The organism is Desulfobacterales bacterium (assembly GCA_029211065.1).
Lineage (GTDB): Bacteria > Desulfobacterota > Desulfobacteria > Desulfobacterales > JARGFK01 > JARGFK01.
On record JARGFK010000039.1, the window covers coordinates 19,473 to 37,523 of the forward strand.

The following is an 18,051-nucleotide window of genomic DNA, read 5'->3' on the forward strand; positions in this document are numbered from 1 at the left end:
GCACGCACCCTGACGATATCCCCTGATGCAAATATCGGTTAAATATTTGATTTTTCCGCAAAATCAGTGTATATTCAAACCCTTGATCTGTGAAAATGCAAAGCGTTCCCATCCTTTCAGACAACATGAGTCGGTAGAAGCAAAGATGGATCTTTTGGGCCTATAAGGGATAATAAGATGAAGCAGATACTGGTAGTGGACAACGATCCTATCCTGTCGGAATTAATGAAGTATACCCGCGCGGCATTACGGAGGAACTGCTGATCGCCAACAGACATTTAGAAATGATAATAGAGAAAATGTCTGAAGGCGTCGTCGGCATTAATACTGATGGTAGAATTATTTACGCCAATCCATCGTTTTTTTCCCTGCTGGCCTTAACCGGGCATGAAATCTATGGCTCATATTTTGTAGACCTCTTCTCCGGTACGGACCGTATTCGGGTCAATAAACTCATCAAAAAAAAAGAGGGTAAATCACATACCATATCTGAAGAATCGCCGTTGTGTCTGAAAGAACATCTGGTGACTTTAGATTTTTTGCCTTTCAAGGAACAGGGCTTTTCAAGAATCATCGTTAATGACATCACCGAACGCAAACGAGCGGAAGGGGAGTTGCGGCGAGAGAAGGAAAATTTTCGTATCCTTGTGGAAGAATCTCCATTGGGAACATCATTCATTGAAAAAAACGGCCGTTACAAATACATTAACCCCAGATTCACCGATATATTCGGATATACACTGGCAGATATACCGACAGGTGCGGAATGGTTCGCCCGGGCGTATCCCTCTCAACCTTATAAGGATCAGGTAATTTCAGATTGGGTCAATGATCTTAAACAGGCAAGACCGGGGGAGTCCCGGCATCGAACCTATACCGTAAGATGTCAAGACGGATCCGAAAAGTTGATTCTCTTCAGGCCCACTAAACTGGAAAACGGCGACCAGTTTGTGATTTATGAAGACATCACCGAGCAAAACCGGCTCGAAGCGCAGCTCCAGCAGGCGCAGAAAATGGAAGCCATCGGCACACTGGCCGGTGGGATCGCCCATGATTTTAACAACCTGATGACGGCTATTCTTGGAAATGCGTCTTTAATGCTCTCAACAACCGATTCCACCCATCCGAACTATAATAGGCTCAAAACCATTGAAAATCAGGTTAAAAGCGGCACAAAACTCACCGAACAGCTTCTCGGATACGCCCGCAAGGGGAAGTACTACGTTAAAGCGATAAATATAAACCGGCTCTTGAAAGACGCCCTGGACACATTCAGCCGGACCCGAAAAGAGATCAGGCTTAACTTCGAACTTGCCGAGGACTTGTTTTCCATCGAAGCGGATGAAGGTCAGATCGAGCAGGTTCTGCTGAATTTGTATGTGAATGCGGCCGATGCCATGCCGCGAGGCGGCGACCTTTATTTAAAAACAAAGAATATTACCCATCGGGAAATAAAGCGTAAACCCTTTAACCCGTTGCCCGGCAAGTATGTCTTAATGCAATTTATCGATACCGGTGTGGGGATTGATGCGGAAACGCAAAAACGCATTTTCGACCCTTTTTTCACGACCAAGGAAATGGGCAGGGGTACAGGCCTTGGGCTGGCCTCAGTGTACGGCATCATCAAGGGACATGGCGGATACATTGATGTTGAATCCGAAGTGCACCAGGGAACGGCATTCAATATATACCTGCCCGCCTCGGACAAAAAGATTGAAAAAAAGGCGGCGGCAACAGCGAAAATCCTGGTAGGGGGCGAAACCATTCTGCTGGTAGATGATGAAGAATTCGTTTTGAAGGTGAATATTGAGATTCTTCAAAGTTTTGGCTATTCGGTACTTGCGGCCAAAGGCGGTGACGAGGCCATTAAAATTTTTAGAGAAAATAAAAATATAATTGATCTAATTGTCCTTGATATGATTCTGCCCGGCATGAGCGGCGGTGAAGTTTTTGATAAAATCAAGGAGATCAACCCGGACGTTAAGGTTCTTCTTTCAAGTGGATACAGTATTGATGGCCAAGCCGAGAAAATATTGGAACGAGGCTGTGATGGCTTTATCCAGAAGCCCTATAAGTTAAAGGACCTGTCACTAAAAATAAGAACGCTTTTAGACAAACCATAAACTTCCTGCAATGTTTTCAACTTCGGCACTGGATTTTAGTCTTTTATGCAGACTGCGTCCCCTTTGATCGCCGATGAAGGCCCCAGGCCGCCCCTGCCATGAGAAGTAAAAGCACGCCTTCGGCAACAATGATTTTACGAACCCCGAGCAGGGTAATCAGATAAAATGAGGTCAACAGGGTTCCAAAGATACTGCCGAGTGAAGAGAGGGCATACAGGTTGCCGACCCCGCTGCCCAACCGGTTGATATTCTTTACCTGCAATTTTACAGCAAACGGACTGACGGCCCCCATGAAAATGGTCGGTGGAAAAAAAAGTGCAACGGAAGCCAGCAGCGGTTCAATGCGCAGGCCGTATCCCCGGTCGAAAATCCAGATATTTATGGAGTCGCTGTAAAGCGGCAGCAGGCAGAGGTTCAATCCGGGAAAAAACAGCAGCAGGGCGAAGCAGCGAAGATCGGGAATTACATCCGCCAACTTGCCGCCGCCCCAGTACCCCAGGGTCAACCCGCTTAGAAAAACTCCGATCAGGCTGCCCCAGACAAATATATCGTTTCCAAAATGGGGGGCCAGGATGCGGCTTCCTAATATTTCAACGGACATGATGATACAGCCGGAGAGAAAAACAATAAATGGGATCATTTAGAATAAGGCCTTTCTTGAACGTAAAATTTCAACAGGTGCAAAATCATCAAGGAGCACTTTCGCGTCAAGCGGGGTAGCGGTCACATCTTCAAAAGTGTCGGCATAGGGCATCAATTGAAAGTTAAATCCAAACCATTTTTGAAAAGCCGGTATGCGTTCCTGCAAAATAGGCTTGGTCATCACCCTGTTGTGGGAATGCGCAATGAAAATATAGCTGCTGGAGGTGATGCAGTCGATCACATAAACATGGGGAAAGACTTGCTGATAGGTTTTGAGTTCGGAGAGATAGAACCCATCGGTTCGCGGCCCCCAGACGTTTGCAGCGACTACGCCGGTGGGCGTCAAGCGCTGTTTGACAATCTCAAAAAACTCTTTGGTGGTGAGATGAAAAGGGATGGACTGATCGTCATAAGCGTCCAGAAAAATGATGTCATAACGGTCCCGGCTGCTGCGCAGAAAGCGGCGGCCGTCCATGGATATCACCTTCATCATCTGGGTGGGTTCAAATAAAAAAAACCGTCTGGCAATCGTGATAACGTCCGGATCGATCTCAACGACATCGATGGGGATGTCGGGATAATATTTTGCCATCACCCTTGGGATTGTCCCGCCGCCCAACCCAATGATAAGGATTCTCCCGGGCATTTGCTCCAGAAAGGCGGGCACGGCAAAGGCTGCCTGGGTGTAAGCAAACTTCAGTTCATAGGGGTCATTCATATTGACCACGCTCTGGCTGCCGCGGGCGCGGTTAAAGGAAAGATAGCGGTCCGTCCGCCTCGGAAACGTGGATGTGGTGGTATAATGAATCCCCTTCGTATAGAACCTTGTCCATTTCCGCACGGACAAAGGGAGACAGCCATAAACACCCTATTGAAAAAAAAGTGAAACGAGAAATTTTTTCATATTTTTAGCGGTACTTACGGTAATCAACGCCGGAGCGCTGGGCCTTGTAGGAAAATTTTCGAACGGTTGTCTTCAGAACCTTTGCGGCCATGGATATATTCCCCCGGGTGTTTTTAAGGGCGTCGATAATCATTTCCTTTTCAAGGGTTGCCACGGCATCTTCCAGGGAAACGGCCGGCAGGGTTCCGGACTCGGCGCCGGTCTGCAGGGTGGGGGGCAGATGGTAGCTGTGGATGACCTTGCCCTCGCACAGCAGGATGGCGCGCTCAATGCAATTTTCAAGCTCCCGGACATTTCCCGGCCAGTGATAATCCATGAGCATGTCAATGGCCGGGGTGGAAAGCCGCACCACTTCCTTGCTGTTTTCCCGGGAGTATTTTTCAAGAAAATAGTCGGCCAGGAGCAGAATATCGGTCTTGCGCTCCCTTAGGGGCGGCAGATAAATCGGAAAGACATTGAGACGGTAATAGAGATCGCCCCGGAAGGTCTCGTCCTCCACGGCGTCTTCAAGGTTTTTGTTGGTGGCGGCAATGACGCGCACATCGGTTTTAATGGTCTTATGCCCGCCGACCCGTTCAAACTCTTTTTCCTGCAAAACCCGTAGCAGGGATACCTGGACGTCCAGGCCGATGGACCCGATTTCATCCAGAAAAATGGAGCCTTTGTGAGCCATCTCGAACTTGCCCATCTTTTGCTTGATGGCGCCGGTAAAGGCGCCTTTTTCATGTCCGAAGAGTTCGCTTTCAATCAGATTGACAGGAAGGGCCGCACAGTTTACCTTCACCAGGGGGTTTTTGGCCCGAAGGCTGTTGTAATGAATGGAATTGGCTACCAGTTCCTTGCCGGTTCCGCTTTCCCCCCGGATCAGAACGGTGGCGGTGCTTTTAGAAACCTGTGAGATCATCTGAAAGACTTCCCGCATTTTATTGCTGTTGCCGATAATGTCGGTGATGCGGTACTTGTTCTCAAGTTCCGTCCGCAGGCGCAGGTTTTCCTCCCGCAGCTGATCTTTTTCAAGGCGGATGGTTTCCAGATTGATCACCTGCCGGGCCACCATGGTGGCGATGACCGACAGCAGCTTCTCACCGTCGGCGAGGGCATAGGATGCGTCATAGGGCCGGTCGACGCTGAAAGCCCCGATGACCTGGTTCCCCTTTTTGATGGGGACGCAGAAGAACGACAGCTCCTGATCCTGCTTGGTTTTGCGGGAGGAGGTGCGGTTTAAAAAAAGCGGCTCCTTGCTGATTTTGGGGATGGTCACGGCCTTGCCGGACTGGATCACCCGGCCGGTGATGCCATCGCCCAATTTATATTTTCCTTTTTCCATGGCGCCCTTGGTCAATCCATGGGCGACCTCGATGTTGATTTCATCCCTCAGGGGATTTAATATGGTAACGGTCCCCCGCACCATATCCATGGAGTTGGACAGGATATTCAAAACCTTGTATAGGGATTTTTTTAAATCAAGGTTTTCATTCAGCGTCTTGCTGATTTCATAAAGCAGGGTGATTTCTTCGATTTGTTTCATGGGCGTTGGTCTCTTTTCGTTACAATTGTAAATGGATATGGTTACAACAAAATTGTAATAAATTGCAAGAAGCGATTTTAAAAATCGGAAAAACAGAATGCGGCTCTATATCCAAAATAAAAAATCAAAACCGGCGGCAGCGCCGCCTTTACTGGGCGCCCATTTTTCCATTGCCAAGGGCCTCCACAATGCACTGCTGGAAGCGGCCGCTTATGACTGCAACGCCCTGCAGCTGTTTACTAAAAATGCCAGCACCTGGAAGGAACGGACCCTTTCGGGGGATGAAATCAAGCAGTTTGAGGCGGCCAGGGCAACCACCGGGATCCATTGCATCGCGTCGCATGCCAGCTACCTGATTAACCTGGCGGGTCCGGATAAAAAGAAGCAGGAAATGTCCGTTGGGGCCCTCAGCGGGGAGTTGATCCGGTCCTCACAGCTCCGGATCCCCTATGTGGTGCTGCATCCCGGTTCGCACATGGGAGCGGGCGAGCAGGCGGGCATCGCCCGGGTTGCGGATGGCGTCAACCGGATTTTTAGCGATACTTCCGGGATAGCGGCCCGCCTGCTGTTTGAAACCACCGCCGGCCAGGGCGCCAGCGTGGGGCATCGCTTTGAACAGCTGGCGCAGTTGCTCCACAAGGTTGAAAACAAAAAGGGCATCGGGATCTGCCTGGATACCAGCCATATTTTTGCTGCCGGATATGACCTCCGGACCCAACGGATGTACCGGCAGACAATGGCGGTCTTTGACGCCGTCGTCGGGCGACGGCACCTTTATGTGATCCATTTAAATGATTCCAAAAAAGGGCTGGGGTCTAAAATCGACCGGCATGAACATATCGGCCGGGGCGAAATCGGAATGCCGGCCTTTGGCTTTGTCATGAACGATGCCGCGCTGGCGGATGTCCCCAAAATTATCGAGACCCCCAAAGCGGCGCAGGGAAAAGATTGGGATGCCGCCAATCTGAAGTGTTTGCGGGGGTTGGTGAAGGGTGCAAGGCTAAGGGCTTGAACTCTCACCTGCTGCGCTTGAGTTCACAGAGATCGCAGAGAGTTGAAATTATTTATTTTCTGATTTCTTGAGAAGGAAAATCAGGCAAAACAATCAGCATTTTCCTTCTCAAAAGTTTGGAAAAAAAGAAACTCTGTGACGCTGTGCCCTCTGTGAGAGCAGCCCTTCTCTTTTTTGATAGTTGAATATTGATGAACTCGTAAAAAGTACTCCAATTGTCATGCCGGACTTGATCCGGCATCCAGAACCGTCTGAAATTCTTGGATTCCCGCCTTCGCGGGAATGACGAAAGAGGCGCATTTTCGACTTTTTACAAGATCATCAATATTGGAATTTATTTGATCTTTGATGCGTGAGATTTGGCATTTATTCTTTGTTTTTGGTTCATTCTGGTGATAATGCAATCGGAACATGTTTTTGATAATCACGACAAGATACAAAGGAGCATTTATTGTTAGGTACGATCGTCAACACACTGGCCATTATCGCCGGCAGCCTCATCGGTGTCGTCCTCAAGGGCGGAATTCCGAAAAAATATAACATCACCGTGATGCAGGCCGTCAGCCTGGCCGTTATTCTGATCGGGCTGAAGGCGGCCCTTAAAACGGATGAATTGTTGCTGGTCATCTTCAGCCTGGCCATCGGCAGCTTGGCCGGGGAATTCTTAAGAATCGAAGAGCGCCTGGAACAGTTGGGGCAATGGCTCCAGCGCCGGTTTTCAAAGGGGGGCAATGATATCGGCAAAGGGTTTGTTACGGCCAGCCTGATTTATTGCGTCGGCTCCATGGCCATCGTGGGTTCTCTGGAAAGCGGACTGGCCGGCAATCATCAGACCCTGTTTGCCAAATCGGTCCTGGACGGAATTGCCTCGATCATCCTGGCGTCTACTCTGGGGATCGGGGTGGCTTTTTCGGCCATATCCGTATTTGTTTACCAGGGTGTCATCACCGTAACGGCCGCTCTCATGAAAACCGCCCTGGTTCCATCCGTGGTCAGTCAGATGTCGGCTGTCGGCGGGCTGCTGATCATGGGAATCGGTTTTAACTTGATGGAGATCAAGAAAGTAAAGGTGGGGAACATGCTGCCGGCCATAGCATTGCCGCTGGTGTACTACCTGGTGAAGAAGCTGCTAGCGGGTGAAACATTTTAAAAATGAAGCTCCCTGCAGCCAGCTGCGGGGTATCAAAGCGGAATTGCACCGAAGCTTTAACCCGCCTACGCTCAGTTGAGCTTCGGCGCGGTTCGCCTCGCCTTTCATCCCTGCTGCAAGCAGCGGAGTATTCAGGCGAAGGCGAATAAAAAAAGGCACCCTGCCGGGAGCTGACAGGGTGCCCATGGGTGTCGGCACCGGACCGGTTAAGCTCTTTTAACGTTTTTTGCTTCGGGTCCCCGGTCGCTTTCGTTTACTTCGAAACTGACCTTGTCTCCTTCCGCCAGTGTCCTGAAGCCGGTCATATCAATGGATGAATGGTGAACAAACAAGTCTTTGCCATCTTCCCATTCAATAAATCCATACCCTTTTCTGTCGTTAAACCATTTTACGATTCCTTCCGCCATAACGCTGACCTCCTTCGTAAATTAACCATCAGTTATCAGTTTTCCGTTTCCGGGGCGCCATAACCCCCTGGCCGAAAAAAAACCCGACCAATTGGACGGGTTCGTATTTAACATAAATGAATGGGCCCAGCAGTGCGGGAAAAGGCCCCATACAATCTATCAACGATTCAAAGTGTATAACGGATGCAGGCGGTGTCAGTCTTTTAGCCGGAATATGTGTCAATGGGTAAGCCAAACTTTAAATAATACCTGGGTAAGTCCGATGCTGTTCCAACCAGTAAAATTTATTATAATGTACTACAATATTGTAAGATTTTGCATCAGTCAAGAAAAAAATATACAACGTCCAAATACCCGGGCATCCGGCCGGTTGAAGATACAACGCCCTTCAGGCGCTTTTCCCAAAATATATTCAGGCCTTTATTAAAATTGAATTCCGCTCTATAATGAAACATTTTTTTAAAGGCCTCATCATTACGGACGGCCGCTGGAGTTCATCCATGCAGATCCGCGTTGATTGCTATGCCGGTTATCGCGGCGAAGAGACGCCGCGCAGATTTTGGCTGGGATCACGAAAGATTGTAGTGAGAGAAATTCAAGATCGCTGGATTGCCCCGGACCACCGGTACTATAAGCTGGTGGGTGAGGATGATGCCGTGTATATTATCCGGCACGATATGGTATCCTTGGACTGGGAACTGATATTTTATCAAAAAGCCGGGGTTCCCTTTGTTGTGCGAGGCCCGTCAGGAAAATTAGGCGATTCCTGATGCAGGCCGGGACCAGCCGGATAGATGGGTGCGATTCCATGTTGACTTACATTGCTGTTGGGTTTGTTCTGTTTCTGGCCGGCTTTATCCAGGGACTTTCCGGGTTTGGCGCGATCCTTATGTCGCTTCCGCTGCTGGCGGTCTTCCTGGATATTAAAACCGTTATTCCCCTGGCGGCCCTGGCGGCCCAGGCCATCACGCTGATGATATTAAACCAGTTAAAGCATCATCTTGATTGGAAAAAAATTCTGCCGCTGCTGTTTTTAGGAACGTATATCGGCGGCCGTTTCTACGGCAGGATCGATGAGATCCTCTACCGTCGCATCATGATGGTTTTGCTGGCCGGCCTGGGTGTTTTAATGATCGTCCGGGCATAGTTCGCTTCGCCGTTATAGAATTAAAGAGTTATTGACAATTCCCGGCAAAAAGAATAGAAAAATAAATATCAGTTTTCCTTCACCAGAGCTGCCGTCTCTCAACATGCTCCTGTTTTTTTGTGACGCCGACTTCTTGCGCTGATCTCTTCCGATCGTTCACATCGTAATGACAACCGTTTATTAGTCAGGGGTGATTGGAAAGGAGGGCATCATGGCGAATCAAAAGATTTTGCTGCCGTACAATTTTATGGATATGGACAAAAAGGCCGTAGAATTTGCGGTAAAAACATTCGGGAGTGCTAAGGACTGCAACATCACCTTGTTTCATATCTATACACCGCTTCCCAAAGTCGAAACCGATTCAAGCACTGTAATGGGCCGGCTGTCGGCCAGCATGCAGTTTTTGTCCCGACAGCAACGCGAAAAAGAAGACTCCCTTATAGAGGTCATGGCGAATCTGCAGGATAGGGGGTTTGCCGAGGAGCAGTTGGCCTATATTTTCAAGTCTCGCTCCAGGCCTCTGGCAGATGAAATCATCGATACGGCGACTGGGGGAAGATTTGATGTCGTCATCCTGAGCTGCCGGCCGTATCGCATTACGCGGCTGTTCATCCAGAGCGTTCATAATAAGGTTGTCACCGCCTTAAAGGATGTTGCCGTATGTATCGTCACCTGAACGGGCGTGGGCTTTACGCCCAACAAATAACCGCTTAACCAAGGAATACAATTTCCACAAGGAGGAAAAAATGAACAAAGAAGACAGGATCGATGTGGAAATTTTTAAAATTGTCAGCAAATCAATTGCAGCGTCCGACAACCTGGAACTGATGACCGGTCATTTAAGCCAGTTGCTGGTGGCGGCGCTGGAAATAAAGGGGTGCGCCATATTTGCCCTCAATCCCGTGACCAAGGAGCTGGAAACGCTTGCCAGTTTCGGTTTGAGTGCGGGGTATCTTTCAAAAGGACCCCTGTTGGCGGATAAAAGTATTGCCGCCGCACTTGAGGGAAAACCGGTCATTATCGGGGACACCCGCGCGGACAATCGCCTGCAGTACCCCAAGGAAGCAGCCAAAGAAGGTGTTTCCGCCATCCTGTCGATCCCGATTATGTTTTCAGGGGAGATCTTGGGGGTATTGAGGCTGTACCATCATGCGGTGTGGGCAATTTCAGAGCGGGATATCGATTCACTGCTTGTGCTGGCCGAACATATCGGTCTTTCCCTAAGATATACCCGGCTGTTAAATTCACTGCAAACCATCAAGGAAGTCATCAGGGACCTGCCGCTGGAACTCCCGGTTTAGTCCTTCGGTAAATAAATACAATACGGATTTAATTAGGGGCGGGGAGTTTTTCAAATGTTGTCTTGTCCGCCCGGGGAGAGCCCCCTGCCCATGGACGCCTTCGCCATGCTGTTCGGGTGGAAAATCCAACATAATAACGGCCCAAGCCTGCCGATGACATTTCATCGGCATTTTATTTGACAATCGGGCCATTAAATTTTATAACGCGTATGAATTTATTAAATATACCGGTTTAACTGGTGCATTTAAACGGAGAGCAACACCGATGCGAGTGATGATGAAATAAGGGCCGGTGGCTGTGTCTCGTCGTATCCAAGAAACGGTTTGCCTGCCATGGGAAATAAACCCAATCCATTTTCAATCCTGGTGGTTGATGACGTCAATGTCGACCGCGAAATTCTCAAGGGGCTGTTGACTCGGGAAAATTATCAGGTCCATCTGGCCGAAGACGGTCTTAAGGCCCTTGAAGTGTTGCTGTGGGAGAAGGTTGATCTGGTCTTGCTGGACATCCTGATGCCGCGTCTGGATGGTTACCAGTTCCTGGAAAAGATTAAATCCGATGCGAATCTGAAGCACATTCCCGTGATCATGATTTCATCGGTGGAAGAGATCAACAGCGTTATCCGCTGTATTAAGCTGGGGGCAGAGGACTACCTGACAAAACCCTTCAATCGGGTGCTTTTAAAAGTCCGCATTGAAAAATGCCTGGAGAAAAAACAGCAGCGGGACCAGGAGCAACGCGTCTTGGCGGTATTGCAGAAAGATCAGGAACAATCAGAAAATCTTCTGCTGAATATTTTCCCTAAATCCATTGCGGAGCGGTTGAAAAAGGGCCAGCGGATCATTGTTGAGCATTTTACCGATGTAACCGTAATGTTTGCCGATATCGTTGGGTTTACCCAACTGTCCGCCCAGATGGACCCCCAGGAACTGATTGAATTTCTCAATGAAATCTTTTCCAAATTTGACCAGTTGGCCCATACCCATGGTCTGGAAAAAATCAAAACCATCGGCGATTCTTACATGGTCGTGGGCGGAATTCCCGATCCGGACGAAAACCACGCTCTGTCCATTGCTGAAATGGCACTGGATATCATGGAGGTCATGGGCAGGGTAAAAACTAAAATCGGCGACACGGCAACTGTAAGGATCGGCATCAATACCGGTCCGGTGAGGGTCGGTGTGATCGGCACCAGCAAATTCAGTTATGACCTGTGGGGGGATACCGTGAACATTGCCAGCCGCATGGAATCCCAGGGGCTGCCCGGCGTCATCCAGGTAAGCGAATCCACCTACGACCATTTGCGGGAGCACTATTTGTTTGAAGAGCGTAAGGATCAGCCGCATTTTAAGGGTAAAGGTAAAATGTCGACGTACCTGCTGACCGGCCGAAAGGAAGTTTAGACCCCATCTCAAAAACAGATCCGGCGTCCGATGACTGCGGTATTCCGCTTATAAGCGGGATGCATTGCCGAGCCTGGCTGCGTTACAAACAGATGCGACGTCCCGTCGAAGGCGGTGCCCCCGGACCCCGTCTGTATATTTTAGATGGGGCCTGTCATTACCCAATCGTTTTCCGTGCTTATCCATGAAGTTATATGACTGGCTTAAAAGATACGCCCCGGTTTTAACCGGTATCGCCATTACCCTGCTGGTACTGAAGGGATGTGCCGGATTGGGAAAGCGGTTGGAGCCTCCCCGCATCAGCCTTGTCCGAATTCAGGTGCAGCAGGCGACCCTGTTTGAAACAGTCTTAAAAATAGACCTTCGGGTTTACAATGCCAATGATGTGCCGCTGACGGTCAGGGGGGTAGACTGCCAATTAAAACTGCAGGGAAAAGACTTTGCAACCGGCGTTTCAAATGAAAGGACCATTGTTCCGGCGTTTGGAACGGGGGTTATCCCCATGATGGTGTATTCATCCGTTCTGGATGTCGTTAAGGGGTTGCTGACGCTTCCCATGGACGAGAAGCTTGAATATGCCCTCACCGGCCGGGTCCATCTTGAGGGAGGGACGCTCATGCCCGCATCCGTTTCATTCAAATCCGAAGGCAGACTGTCGTTGAAAGCGTTAAATTGAACTTAGAAAACCTGGTTTAATATGATGCGGAAAGGCAGGCTAATCCGTTTCTTCGGTTTCCTCGCTTTCATCGCTCTGTTCTTCCGTGCCTTCTTTGAGGGCTTCATCCTCGAGGGTTTTGTCAAAAAGGGTGAGTTTTTCAGGAAATGGTTTCAGATAGGTTTCGATGTGGTGGCGTGCCAGTGTTTCACCGCCAAGGGCCAGAAACATCAGGGTCGTTTTTTTGAAATCCGGATCATTTTGGTTTTCAACCGGCGCAGACTTTGAAATGCGTTCAAAGGTTTTTTCAAATTCTTCAGGGGTCGGCCGTTTCATGAATGATATTGTCTCCTATTTTTTAGTCTTGATTGAGCGGGAACATGTTAAGTATTCAATGATAAATGTAAAGGGTTTGGTCAAGCAAAATCTTTAAAAAAGTTTAATTCCATTATCCCGAGGGAGGAAGCCATGCAGGAATTTGAACTGATGCAGTCCGCCGAAAAACTGGTCCGGGACGTGATCGGGGTCGTTCGCACAGACCACGTGCTGGTGGTAACGGATGCGGCCAAATACCCGGTGGGTAAAGTGTTTGCGCTGGTGTGCCGGGCGCTGGGGGCTGAAACCGTGGTCGCCCTGATGCCGATGACGGGGGAGCACGGCAGCGAACCCCCGCGGACGATCGGAGCGGCCATGAAGACGGCCGATGTTGTTTTTGCGCCCACCACCCATGCCATTACCCATACCCAGGCCCGGCTGGATGCTTTTGCCGCCGGCGCCAAAGTGGTCATTCTAAGGGGCGTTACCGAGGACATGATGATCAAGGGGGCCATGACGGTCGATTTTAAAGCCCTGAAGGTGCGGACGGAAAAACTAAAGGAAAAATTGACCCGGGCCGACCAGGTTACGGTAACCTCAACCACGGGGACCGATATCACTTTCAGTGTCGCCGGCGCAAAGCCTTTTCGCTGGACGGTTATTATCATGACGACTACGGGTTTGCCGCCCTCCCCCCGGGCGAGGCGCCGACATGCCCGGTAGAGGGCAGCGCCAACGGAACCCTGGTGTTTGACTATTCCATGGATGGCATCGGGCGTTTGAGCGAACCCCTCAAGCTGCTGGTCAAGAACGGGCAGGTGGTGTCCCTCAGCGGCGGCAGCGAGGAAGTCCATTTTATCGAACAGATATTTAAAAGAGATCCCTCCGCCCGGAACCTGGCCGAATTTGCCATCGGCACCAACCCCAACGCCCGGTTGATCGGCAATCTGGCCGAGGATAAAAAGCTGATGGGCACGGTGCATTTTGCCATTGGCGACAACAAGTCCCTGGGGGGCGTTGTGGAAAGCAGCGTGCATCTGGACGGGTTGATGCTGAAGCCGACGGTGACGGCGGATAAGGAGATTCTGGTAAAAGCGGGGGAGATTACAGCTGAATCATCTTAAGAACAGTTGATGACCGGAAAGAAAAATATGTATCAACGCTGGATCATATTCATTATCTCAACGAGCCTGTTTCTGGTGTCCCAGTTCTACCGGGCGTCCAACGCGGTAATCGCCCCCCTGTTGATCCGGGATTTGTCTCTTGATACCGAAGAGCTGGGCCTGATGACCGCCTCTTTTTTTTATGCCTTTGCATTGACCCAGATCCCCGTGGGCATCCTGCTGGACCGGGTCGGCCCCCGGCGCACAATGACCGTTCTTTCGCTGGTCGCCGTTCTAGGGGCGGTCATCTTCGCCTGGGCGGAGTCGTTTTCCGCCGGCATCATCGGGCGGGTATTGCTGGGAATCGGCATGGCCTGCAATCTCATGGGAACATTAAAGCTGCTGACCACATGGTTCGGGCCGGCCACCTTCGCCACCCTCTCCGGCATCGTGATTTCAATCGGGACCCTGGGAAACATGGTGGCCGCCACCCCGCTGGTTCTGCTGGTTCAGCAAATGGGCTGGCGCATGACTTTTACGCTGATCGCCGGCATGAATTTGATTCAGGTTGTCATATTTTACGCGGTGGTACGGGACAAGCCCTCTGAGGGCACCATCCCCTCCCGGTCGTCCGGTTCGGTGCGAAACTTTCAGGATGTCCTTGCCGGCCTGCGGTTCCTTTTGGCTAAAAAGGACTACTGGTTCATTTCCTGCGGGGCCTTTTTTCGATACGGGGTGTTTGCCGCCGTCCAGACGCTGTGGGCCGGACCCTATCTCATCAATGCCATGGGTCTTTCGCCGCTGGCAGCCGGCAATCTGATTTTTCTGATTAATATCGCCCTGGTTATCGGCGGCCCCACCTGGGGGAGCTTGTCGGACCGGGTTTTAAAAACCCGCAAAGGCGTTATGACGGGGAGTTTGGTGCTTCTTTCCGGATCGATTCTGGCCATTGCCCTGCTGCCCAAAGGGGCCGGTCTGCCGATTCTGGCCTTTTTGTTTTTCTGCTTTGGTTTTTCCGCTGCGACCGCCAACGTTATGTTTGCCCACATCAAGGACCTCATGCCCCTGGAACTGGCCGGGGTGGCCCTGACCAGCATCAACTTTTTTACCATGCTGGGGGCGGCGGTTTTTTCCCACGGCATCGGCAGTCTCATGCTGCGCTTCTACCCGGGGGCGGCCCTGGGAATCAGCGCCTTTAGAAGCGCTTTCCTGCTGTGCGCTGCAACGCTTCTGGTGGCCGCTTTTTTATATCACTTTACCCGGGATGCAGGCAGCGGCAAATAGCAAAAAGGGAGAACCGCTTTCGGTCCTCCCTTCTTAGGTGGAAATCCCTCCGCCCCTCTTTGAAAAAGGGAGGCGGAGGGGGGATTTTGATAATAGCAAGAGAGTTTTACTTATAACTTCCTTCCGCTGTGGCCTTGGCACGTTCATCCTGTGACAGACCGGCCAGGCGCTTTACTTCCTTGATATCCAGTCCCAGACCTTTGGCAATCCGGGTTCCATAATCAATATCCGCTTTGAAGAAAATGGCGGTCTGTCGCATCTGGAGGCGTTTTTTGGCATTGCCCAGATGGCCGACGATGTTCCCCACCAGGTTCTTGCGATCCGTTTCGGTCATGACTTTGCGATACAGGTTGCCGGCCTGGACAAAATCGTCATTGGGATGTTTGAAGGGATGTCGGCCCGCTTTTCCGCTCAGATCAAAGGCCGGCTCGGCCGCTTTCGCATCCGGCCCGGGGCCGTCGAAACTGTTGGGCCAGTAGTTGGGTCCGCCGCCGCCGTTGTTGTCCGTCCGCATGAACGCATCCCGCTGGTAGCTGTTTTCCGGGGCCGCCTTGGGGGCGTTGACCGGAATGAGATGATAGTTGGGTCCGAGACGGTGAATATGGGTGTCGTGATAGGAGAAGAGGCGGCCCTGCAGCATTTTATCCGGGGATGCCGCAATGCCGGGTACGAAATTGCCGGGACAAAAGGCCGCCTGCTCCACTTCGGCAAAATAATTGACCGCGTTGCGGTTCAGCACCAGTTTGCCGATCTTGATGGGTTTTACTTCGGCATGGGGCCAGACCTTGGTGATGTCCAGGATATCCCACTTGAAATCCTTGGCCTGTTCAGGGGTAAGGATCTGCATTTCAAGGGTCCAGGAAGGATATTCCTTGCGCGCAATGGCTTCATAAAGGTCCCGGGTGGCATGGTCGGGGTCCGAGCTGCAAAGCTTTCCGGCTTCCTCGCGGGTCAGGTTTTTGATTCCCTGGTCGGTCTTGAAATGATACTGCACCCAGAAATACTCGCCCTTGGCGTTATACCATTTAAAGGTATGGCTGCTGTAGCCGTTCAGGTGGCGGTAGCTGGCGGGTGTGCCCCGGTCGGAAAAAAGAATGGTGACCTGGTGGATCGATTCGGGCGTCAGGGACAGAAAGTCCCAGAACATGTTGGGGTCCGGCAGGTTGGTGGCCGGGTTGCGTTTCTGGGTGTGGATGAAGTCGGGAAACTTTAAGGGGTCGCGGATAAAAAAGACCGGGGTATTGTTGCCGACCAAATCATAATTGCCTTCTTCGGTATAAAACTTCAGGGCAAAGCCGCGCGGGTCCCGGGCAGCGTCGGGCGATCCTTTTTCGCCGCCCACGGTTGAAAAGCGCAGAAAAACGTCCGTGCGCTTGCCGACTTTGGACAGAAACTTGGCCTTGGTGTATGGGGTGACATCCGCCGTGACTTCAAAGTAGCCGTAGGCGCCGGCGCCTTTGGCATGCACCACCCGCTCGGGGATGCGCTCGCGGTCGAAATGGGCGAGCTTTTCCAGCAGATGCACATCCTGCATCAATACCGGCCCGCGTTCGCCGGCCGTGACACTGTTCAGGTCGTCGGCGACCGGGGCGCCGAATGCCGTGGTTAGTCGTTTTTTAGCCATGCTGACCTCCTTTGTTTGTTATGGGTTTTAGAAAGAGTTGATAACGCCTTGTAAAAACATATTTACAGAGAAGAATGATTAAGTAAGATCTGCTATTAAATAATATTAATTATATGAGAATTATTATCCTTTAAATGGCAAAAAAATTTAGTCTGCTACGCTTGGGCCCCTTCCTGGCATGCCGGGCACAGCCCGAAAAAATCCAGTCGGTGATTGAGAATCTTAAAACCGGTTTCTTCAATCAATTCCCGGGTGACATCATTTAAACTTTCCAGATCCGGATCGATGATTTTTTTGCAGCCGGTGCAAACCAGATGCGGATGGGGGTGCGGATTGTTGCCGTCATAGCGGCTGCTGTCGTGGCTGAAACCCAGCTCCAGGACCTCTCCCAAATCTCTCAGGGTTGAAACATTTTTATAGACCGTTGCCAAACTGGTGGTGGGAAACGTTTGCCGGACCTGCTCATAGATCTTTTCAACGCTGGGGTGCCCCTCGCTGGCGGCTAAAACCTTGAGTATGGCCAGCCGCTGGGGCGTGATCCGGCAATTGTTATCACGCAGCTTGTTGATCATTGTATTCAGACGTTTTTCAGAATCAGCCATGAAGGGATAGTTCCCGAAAGATCGTTGTTGTCAGCAAGAAAATATTTCTTAAAGGATAATGATTATCCATACTATATAGCAACGGAATCGATTGTCAACCCAAAATTTGGGCTATCCCGGATATTTCACGAACCGCTTTTGTTCATTGTCGGAAATATCAGAAGTGCACATAAAATTGTGCATGTAATGCACAGAAAAATGTGCAAAATAGGGCTGCCTGCGGCCAGGCCGCTATTTTAATCTTTCAGACAAACTATCAAAACGCCTGCGGCTAATATCCTTATATATAAATAAAACAAATTCTTACAGGGCTAATCAATTGGGCTGGCCTGGGCTAATTTTTATTATCGTAATTATCTTGGTTCCGGCATGAATTTTGAATTAAATAGATATTGAGTCGATTCTTCTCTTTGAGCTGTTACGCTCCTGTTGATTTGTATTCCGCCAGCTTGATTAAGATTTCATATACCCCATCCGCTTGCGGTGGAGTTTCCACTAGTTCCCTCTCCTTGGGGAGAGGGGAAGGAGCCATAACACCTTAAACCTGTCTTTCTATCATGAAAAAGGGGAGAGACAGGGGGCACGGGTTGAGATGAGTCAAGCCGGGAGAAACCGCTGTGCAGTTAATTATTGACAATTCATTTTAGATAAGTGAAGTTTTTTGAAAACAGACGATTAATATTTTTACCTCGCTCCATTAACACACATTTCATTCAAAAATAAAACGGGTTTGGTCTCAAAACGAGATCTTTGAAAAATATTCGCTTTCGTTCAAGTTCAAGGAAGGCGAAAATTTTAACCAGAGGAATACATGGTGTATTTCGAGGATTAAAATTTGAGCCTGACGCCG

At 50.2% G+C, this 18,051-nt stretch carries 19 protein-coding genes; 12 read left to right on the forward strand and 7 right to left on the reverse strand.

What is annotated here, in order from left to right:
* The first annotated feature begins 284 nt into the window (after positions 1 to 284).
* Positions 285 to 2,123, forward strand: a complete 1,839-nt coding sequence (locus tag P1P89_10530) for a response regulator (protein ID MDF1591939.1) — start codon at positions 285 to 287, stop codon at positions 2,121 to 2,123.
* Between the two features lie 43 nt (positions 2,124 to 2,166).
* Here P1P89_10530 and P1P89_10535 read toward each other — a convergent pair whose 3' ends face one another.
* The 3 genes from P1P89_10535 to P1P89_10545 all read right to left on the reverse strand — a co-directional run bounded on the left by P1P89_10535 (position 2,167) and on the right by P1P89_10545 (position 5,197).
* On the reverse strand, positions 2,167 to 2,763 hold the full coding sequence (locus tag P1P89_10535) for a fused MFS/spermidine synthase (GenBank protein MDF1591940.1): 597 nt from the start codon (positions 2,761 to 2,763) through the stop codon (positions 2,167 to 2,169).
* Positions 2,764 to 3,606 (reverse strand): fused MFS/spermidine synthase, encoded by an 843-nt coding sequence (locus P1P89_10540; GenBank protein ID MDF1591941.1) that lies wholly within the window; start codon positions 3,604 to 3,606, stop codon positions 2,764 to 2,766.
* A gap of 67 nt (positions 3,607 to 3,673) precedes the next feature.
* Positions 3,674 to 5,197, reverse strand: a complete 1,524-nt coding sequence (locus P1P89_10545; protein ID MDF1591942.1) for a sigma 54-interacting transcriptional regulator — start codon at positions 5,195 to 5,197, stop codon at positions 3,674 to 3,676.
* A gap of 97 nt (positions 5,198 to 5,294) precedes the next feature.
* Between P1P89_10545 and P1P89_10550 the strand changes: the two genes are divergently transcribed.
* Both P1P89_10550 and P1P89_10555 read left to right on the forward strand, forming a co-directional pair.
* Entirely contained in the window at positions 5,295 to 6,209 is a 915-nt protein-coding gene (locus P1P89_10550; protein ID MDF1591943.1) for a deoxyribonuclease IV, read from the forward strand.
* 451 nt (positions 6,210 to 6,660) lie between these two features.
* Complete coding sequence (locus P1P89_10555; GenBank protein ID MDF1591944.1) at positions 6,661 to 7,359, forward strand: DUF554 domain-containing protein; 699 nt, start codon at positions 6,661 to 6,663, stop codon at positions 7,357 to 7,359.
* 206 nt (positions 7,360 to 7,565) lie between these two features.
* Here the strand turns inward: P1P89_10555 and P1P89_10560 are convergent, their stop codons facing one another.
* A complete protein-coding gene (locus tag P1P89_10560) occupies positions 7,566 to 7,766 on the reverse strand; it encodes a cold shock domain-containing protein (protein MDF1591945.1) in 201 nt (66 codons plus the stop codon).
* Positions 7,767 to 8,212: 446 nt separating this feature from the next.
* Between P1P89_10560 and P1P89_10565 the strand changes: the two genes are divergently transcribed.
* From P1P89_10565 to P1P89_10590, 6 genes are all read left to right on the forward strand, one after another.
* The gene (locus P1P89_10565; GenBank protein ID MDF1591946.1) at positions 8,213 to 8,536 is read left to right on the forward strand and encodes a hypothetical protein; all 324 of its coding nucleotides are present in this window, start codon (positions 8,213 to 8,215) and stop codon (positions 8,534 to 8,536) included.
* The gene (locus tag P1P89_10570) at positions 8,536 to 8,913 is read left to right on the forward strand and encodes a sulfite exporter TauE/SafE family protein (GenBank protein ID MDF1591947.1); all 378 of its coding nucleotides are present in this window, start codon (positions 8,536 to 8,538) and stop codon (positions 8,911 to 8,913) included. Before P1P89_10565 ends, P1P89_10570 begins: the two co-directional genes overlap by 1 nt.
* Before the next feature lie 211 nt (positions 8,914 to 9,124).
* Positions 9,125 to 9,589, forward strand: a complete 465-nt coding sequence (locus P1P89_10575) for a universal stress protein (protein MDF1591948.1) — start codon at positions 9,125 to 9,127, stop codon at positions 9,587 to 9,589.
* A 70-nt stretch (positions 9,590 to 9,659) separates the two neighbouring features.
* Positions 9,660 to 10,214, forward strand: coding sequence for a GAF domain-containing protein (locus P1P89_10580; protein ID MDF1591949.1), 555 nt, complete (start codon positions 9,660 to 9,662; stop codon positions 10,212 to 10,214).
* A 333-nt stretch (positions 10,215 to 10,547) separates the two neighbouring features.
* A complete protein-coding gene (locus tag P1P89_10585) occupies positions 10,548 to 11,618 on the forward strand; it encodes an adenylate/guanylate cyclase domain-containing protein (protein MDF1591950.1) in 1,071 nt (356 codons plus the stop codon).
* Between the two features lie 184 nt (positions 11,619 to 11,802).
* The gene (locus P1P89_10590) at positions 11,803 to 12,294 is read left to right on the forward strand and encodes an LEA type 2 family protein (GenBank protein MDF1591951.1); all 492 of its coding nucleotides are present in this window, start codon (positions 11,803 to 11,805) and stop codon (positions 12,292 to 12,294) included.
* Positions 12,295 to 12,333: 39 nt separating this feature from the next.
* Here the strand turns inward: P1P89_10590 and P1P89_10595 are convergent, their stop codons facing one another.
* Positions 12,334 to 12,609, reverse strand: a complete 276-nt coding sequence (locus P1P89_10595) for a hypothetical protein (protein MDF1591952.1) — start codon at positions 12,607 to 12,609, stop codon at positions 12,334 to 12,336.
* Between the two features lie 132 nt (positions 12,610 to 12,741).
* Here P1P89_10595 and P1P89_10600 point away from each other — a divergent pair, with 132 nt between their 5' ends.
* The 3 genes from P1P89_10600 to P1P89_10610 are packed head-to-tail and all read left to right on the forward strand — an operon-like array spanning position 12,742 to position 14,975.
* Positions 12,742 to 13,311, forward strand: coding sequence for a hypothetical protein (locus P1P89_10600; GenBank protein ID MDF1591953.1), 570 nt, complete (start codon positions 12,742 to 12,744; stop codon positions 13,309 to 13,311).
* The gene (locus tag P1P89_10605; protein MDF1591954.1) at positions 13,239 to 13,712 is read left to right on the forward strand and encodes an aminopeptidase; all 474 of its coding nucleotides are present in this window, start codon (positions 13,239 to 13,241) and stop codon (positions 13,710 to 13,712) included. Before P1P89_10600 ends, P1P89_10605 begins: the two co-directional genes overlap by 73 nt.
* Positions 13,713 to 13,721: 9 nt before the next feature.
* Positions 13,722 to 14,975 carry an MFS transporter gene (locus tag P1P89_10610; protein ID MDF1591955.1) on the forward strand — a complete coding sequence of 418 codons (1,254 nt, stop codon included), beginning with the start codon at positions 13,722 to 13,724 and terminating at the stop codon, positions 14,973 to 14,975.
* Positions 14,976 to 15,081: 106 nt separating this feature from the next.
* On the opposite strand, the gene P1P89_10615 is transcribed toward P1P89_10610, so the two are convergent.
* Positions 15,082 to 16,599, reverse strand: a complete 1,518-nt coding sequence (locus P1P89_10615) for a catalase (GenBank protein ID MDF1591956.1) — start codon at positions 16,597 to 16,599, stop codon at positions 15,082 to 15,084.
* A gap of 155 nt (positions 16,600 to 16,754) precedes the next feature.
* On the reverse strand, positions 16,755 to 17,201 hold the full coding sequence (locus tag P1P89_10620; GenBank protein ID MDF1591957.1) for a transcriptional repressor: 447 nt from the start codon (positions 17,199 to 17,201) through the stop codon (positions 16,755 to 16,757).
* Between the last annotated feature and the right edge of the window lie 850 nt (positions 17,202 to 18,051).

Excerpts from the sequence above, each read along its gene's own strand:
- P1P89_10530 (MDF1591939.1), top strand. The coding sequence starts at position 285 with ATGATAATAGAGAAAATGTCTGAAGGCGTCGTCGGCATTAATACTGAT.
- P1P89_10535 (MDF1591940.1), bottom strand. The coding sequence starts at position 2,763 with ATGATCCCATTTATTGTTTTTCTCTCCGGCTGTATCATCATGTCCGTT.
- P1P89_10545 (MDF1591942.1), bottom strand. The coding sequence starts at position 5,197 with ATGAAACAAATCGAAGAAATCACCCTGCTTTATGAAATCAGCAAGACG.
- P1P89_10550 (MDF1591943.1), top strand. The coding sequence starts at position 5,295 with ATGCGGCTCTATATCCAAAATAAAAAATCAAAACCGGCGGCAGCGCCG.
- P1P89_10560 (MDF1591945.1), bottom strand. The coding sequence starts at position 7,766 with ATGGCGGAAGGAATCGTAAAATGGTTTAACGACAGAAAAGGGTATGGA.
- P1P89_10565 (MDF1591946.1), top strand. The coding sequence starts at position 8,213 with ATGAAACATTTTTTTAAAGGCCTCATCATTACGGACGGCCGCTGGAGT.
- P1P89_10570 (MDF1591947.1), top strand. The coding sequence starts at position 8,536 with ATGCAGGCCGGGACCAGCCGGATAGATGGGTGCGATTCCATGTTGACT.
- P1P89_10575 (MDF1591948.1), top strand. The coding sequence starts at position 9,125 with ATGGCGAATCAAAAGATTTTGCTGCCGTACAATTTTATGGATATGGAC.
- P1P89_10580 (MDF1591949.1), top strand. The coding sequence starts at position 9,660 with ATGAACAAAGAAGACAGGATCGATGTGGAAATTTTTAAAATTGTCAGC.
- P1P89_10585 (MDF1591950.1), top strand. The coding sequence starts at position 10,548 with ATGGGAAATAAACCCAATCCATTTTCAATCCTGGTGGTTGATGACGTC.
- P1P89_10590 (MDF1591951.1), top strand. The coding sequence starts at position 11,803 with ATGAAGTTATATGACTGGCTTAAAAGATACGCCCCGGTTTTAACCGGT.
- P1P89_10595 (MDF1591952.1), bottom strand. The coding sequence starts at position 12,609 with ATGAAACGGCCGACCCCTGAAGAATTTGAAAAAACCTTTGAACGCATT.
- P1P89_10600 (MDF1591953.1), top strand. The coding sequence starts at position 12,742 with ATGCAGGAATTTGAACTGATGCAGTCCGCCGAAAAACTGGTCCGGGAC.
- P1P89_10610 (MDF1591955.1), top strand. The coding sequence starts at position 13,722 with ATGACCGGAAAGAAAAATATGTATCAACGCTGGATCATATTCATTATC.
- P1P89_10615 (MDF1591956.1), bottom strand. The coding sequence starts at position 16,599 with ATGGCTAAAAAACGACTAACCACGGCATTCGGCGCCCCGGTCGCCGAC.
- P1P89_10620 (MDF1591957.1), bottom strand. The coding sequence starts at position 17,201 with ATGGCTGATTCTGAAAAACGTCTGAATACAATGATCAACAAGCTGCGT.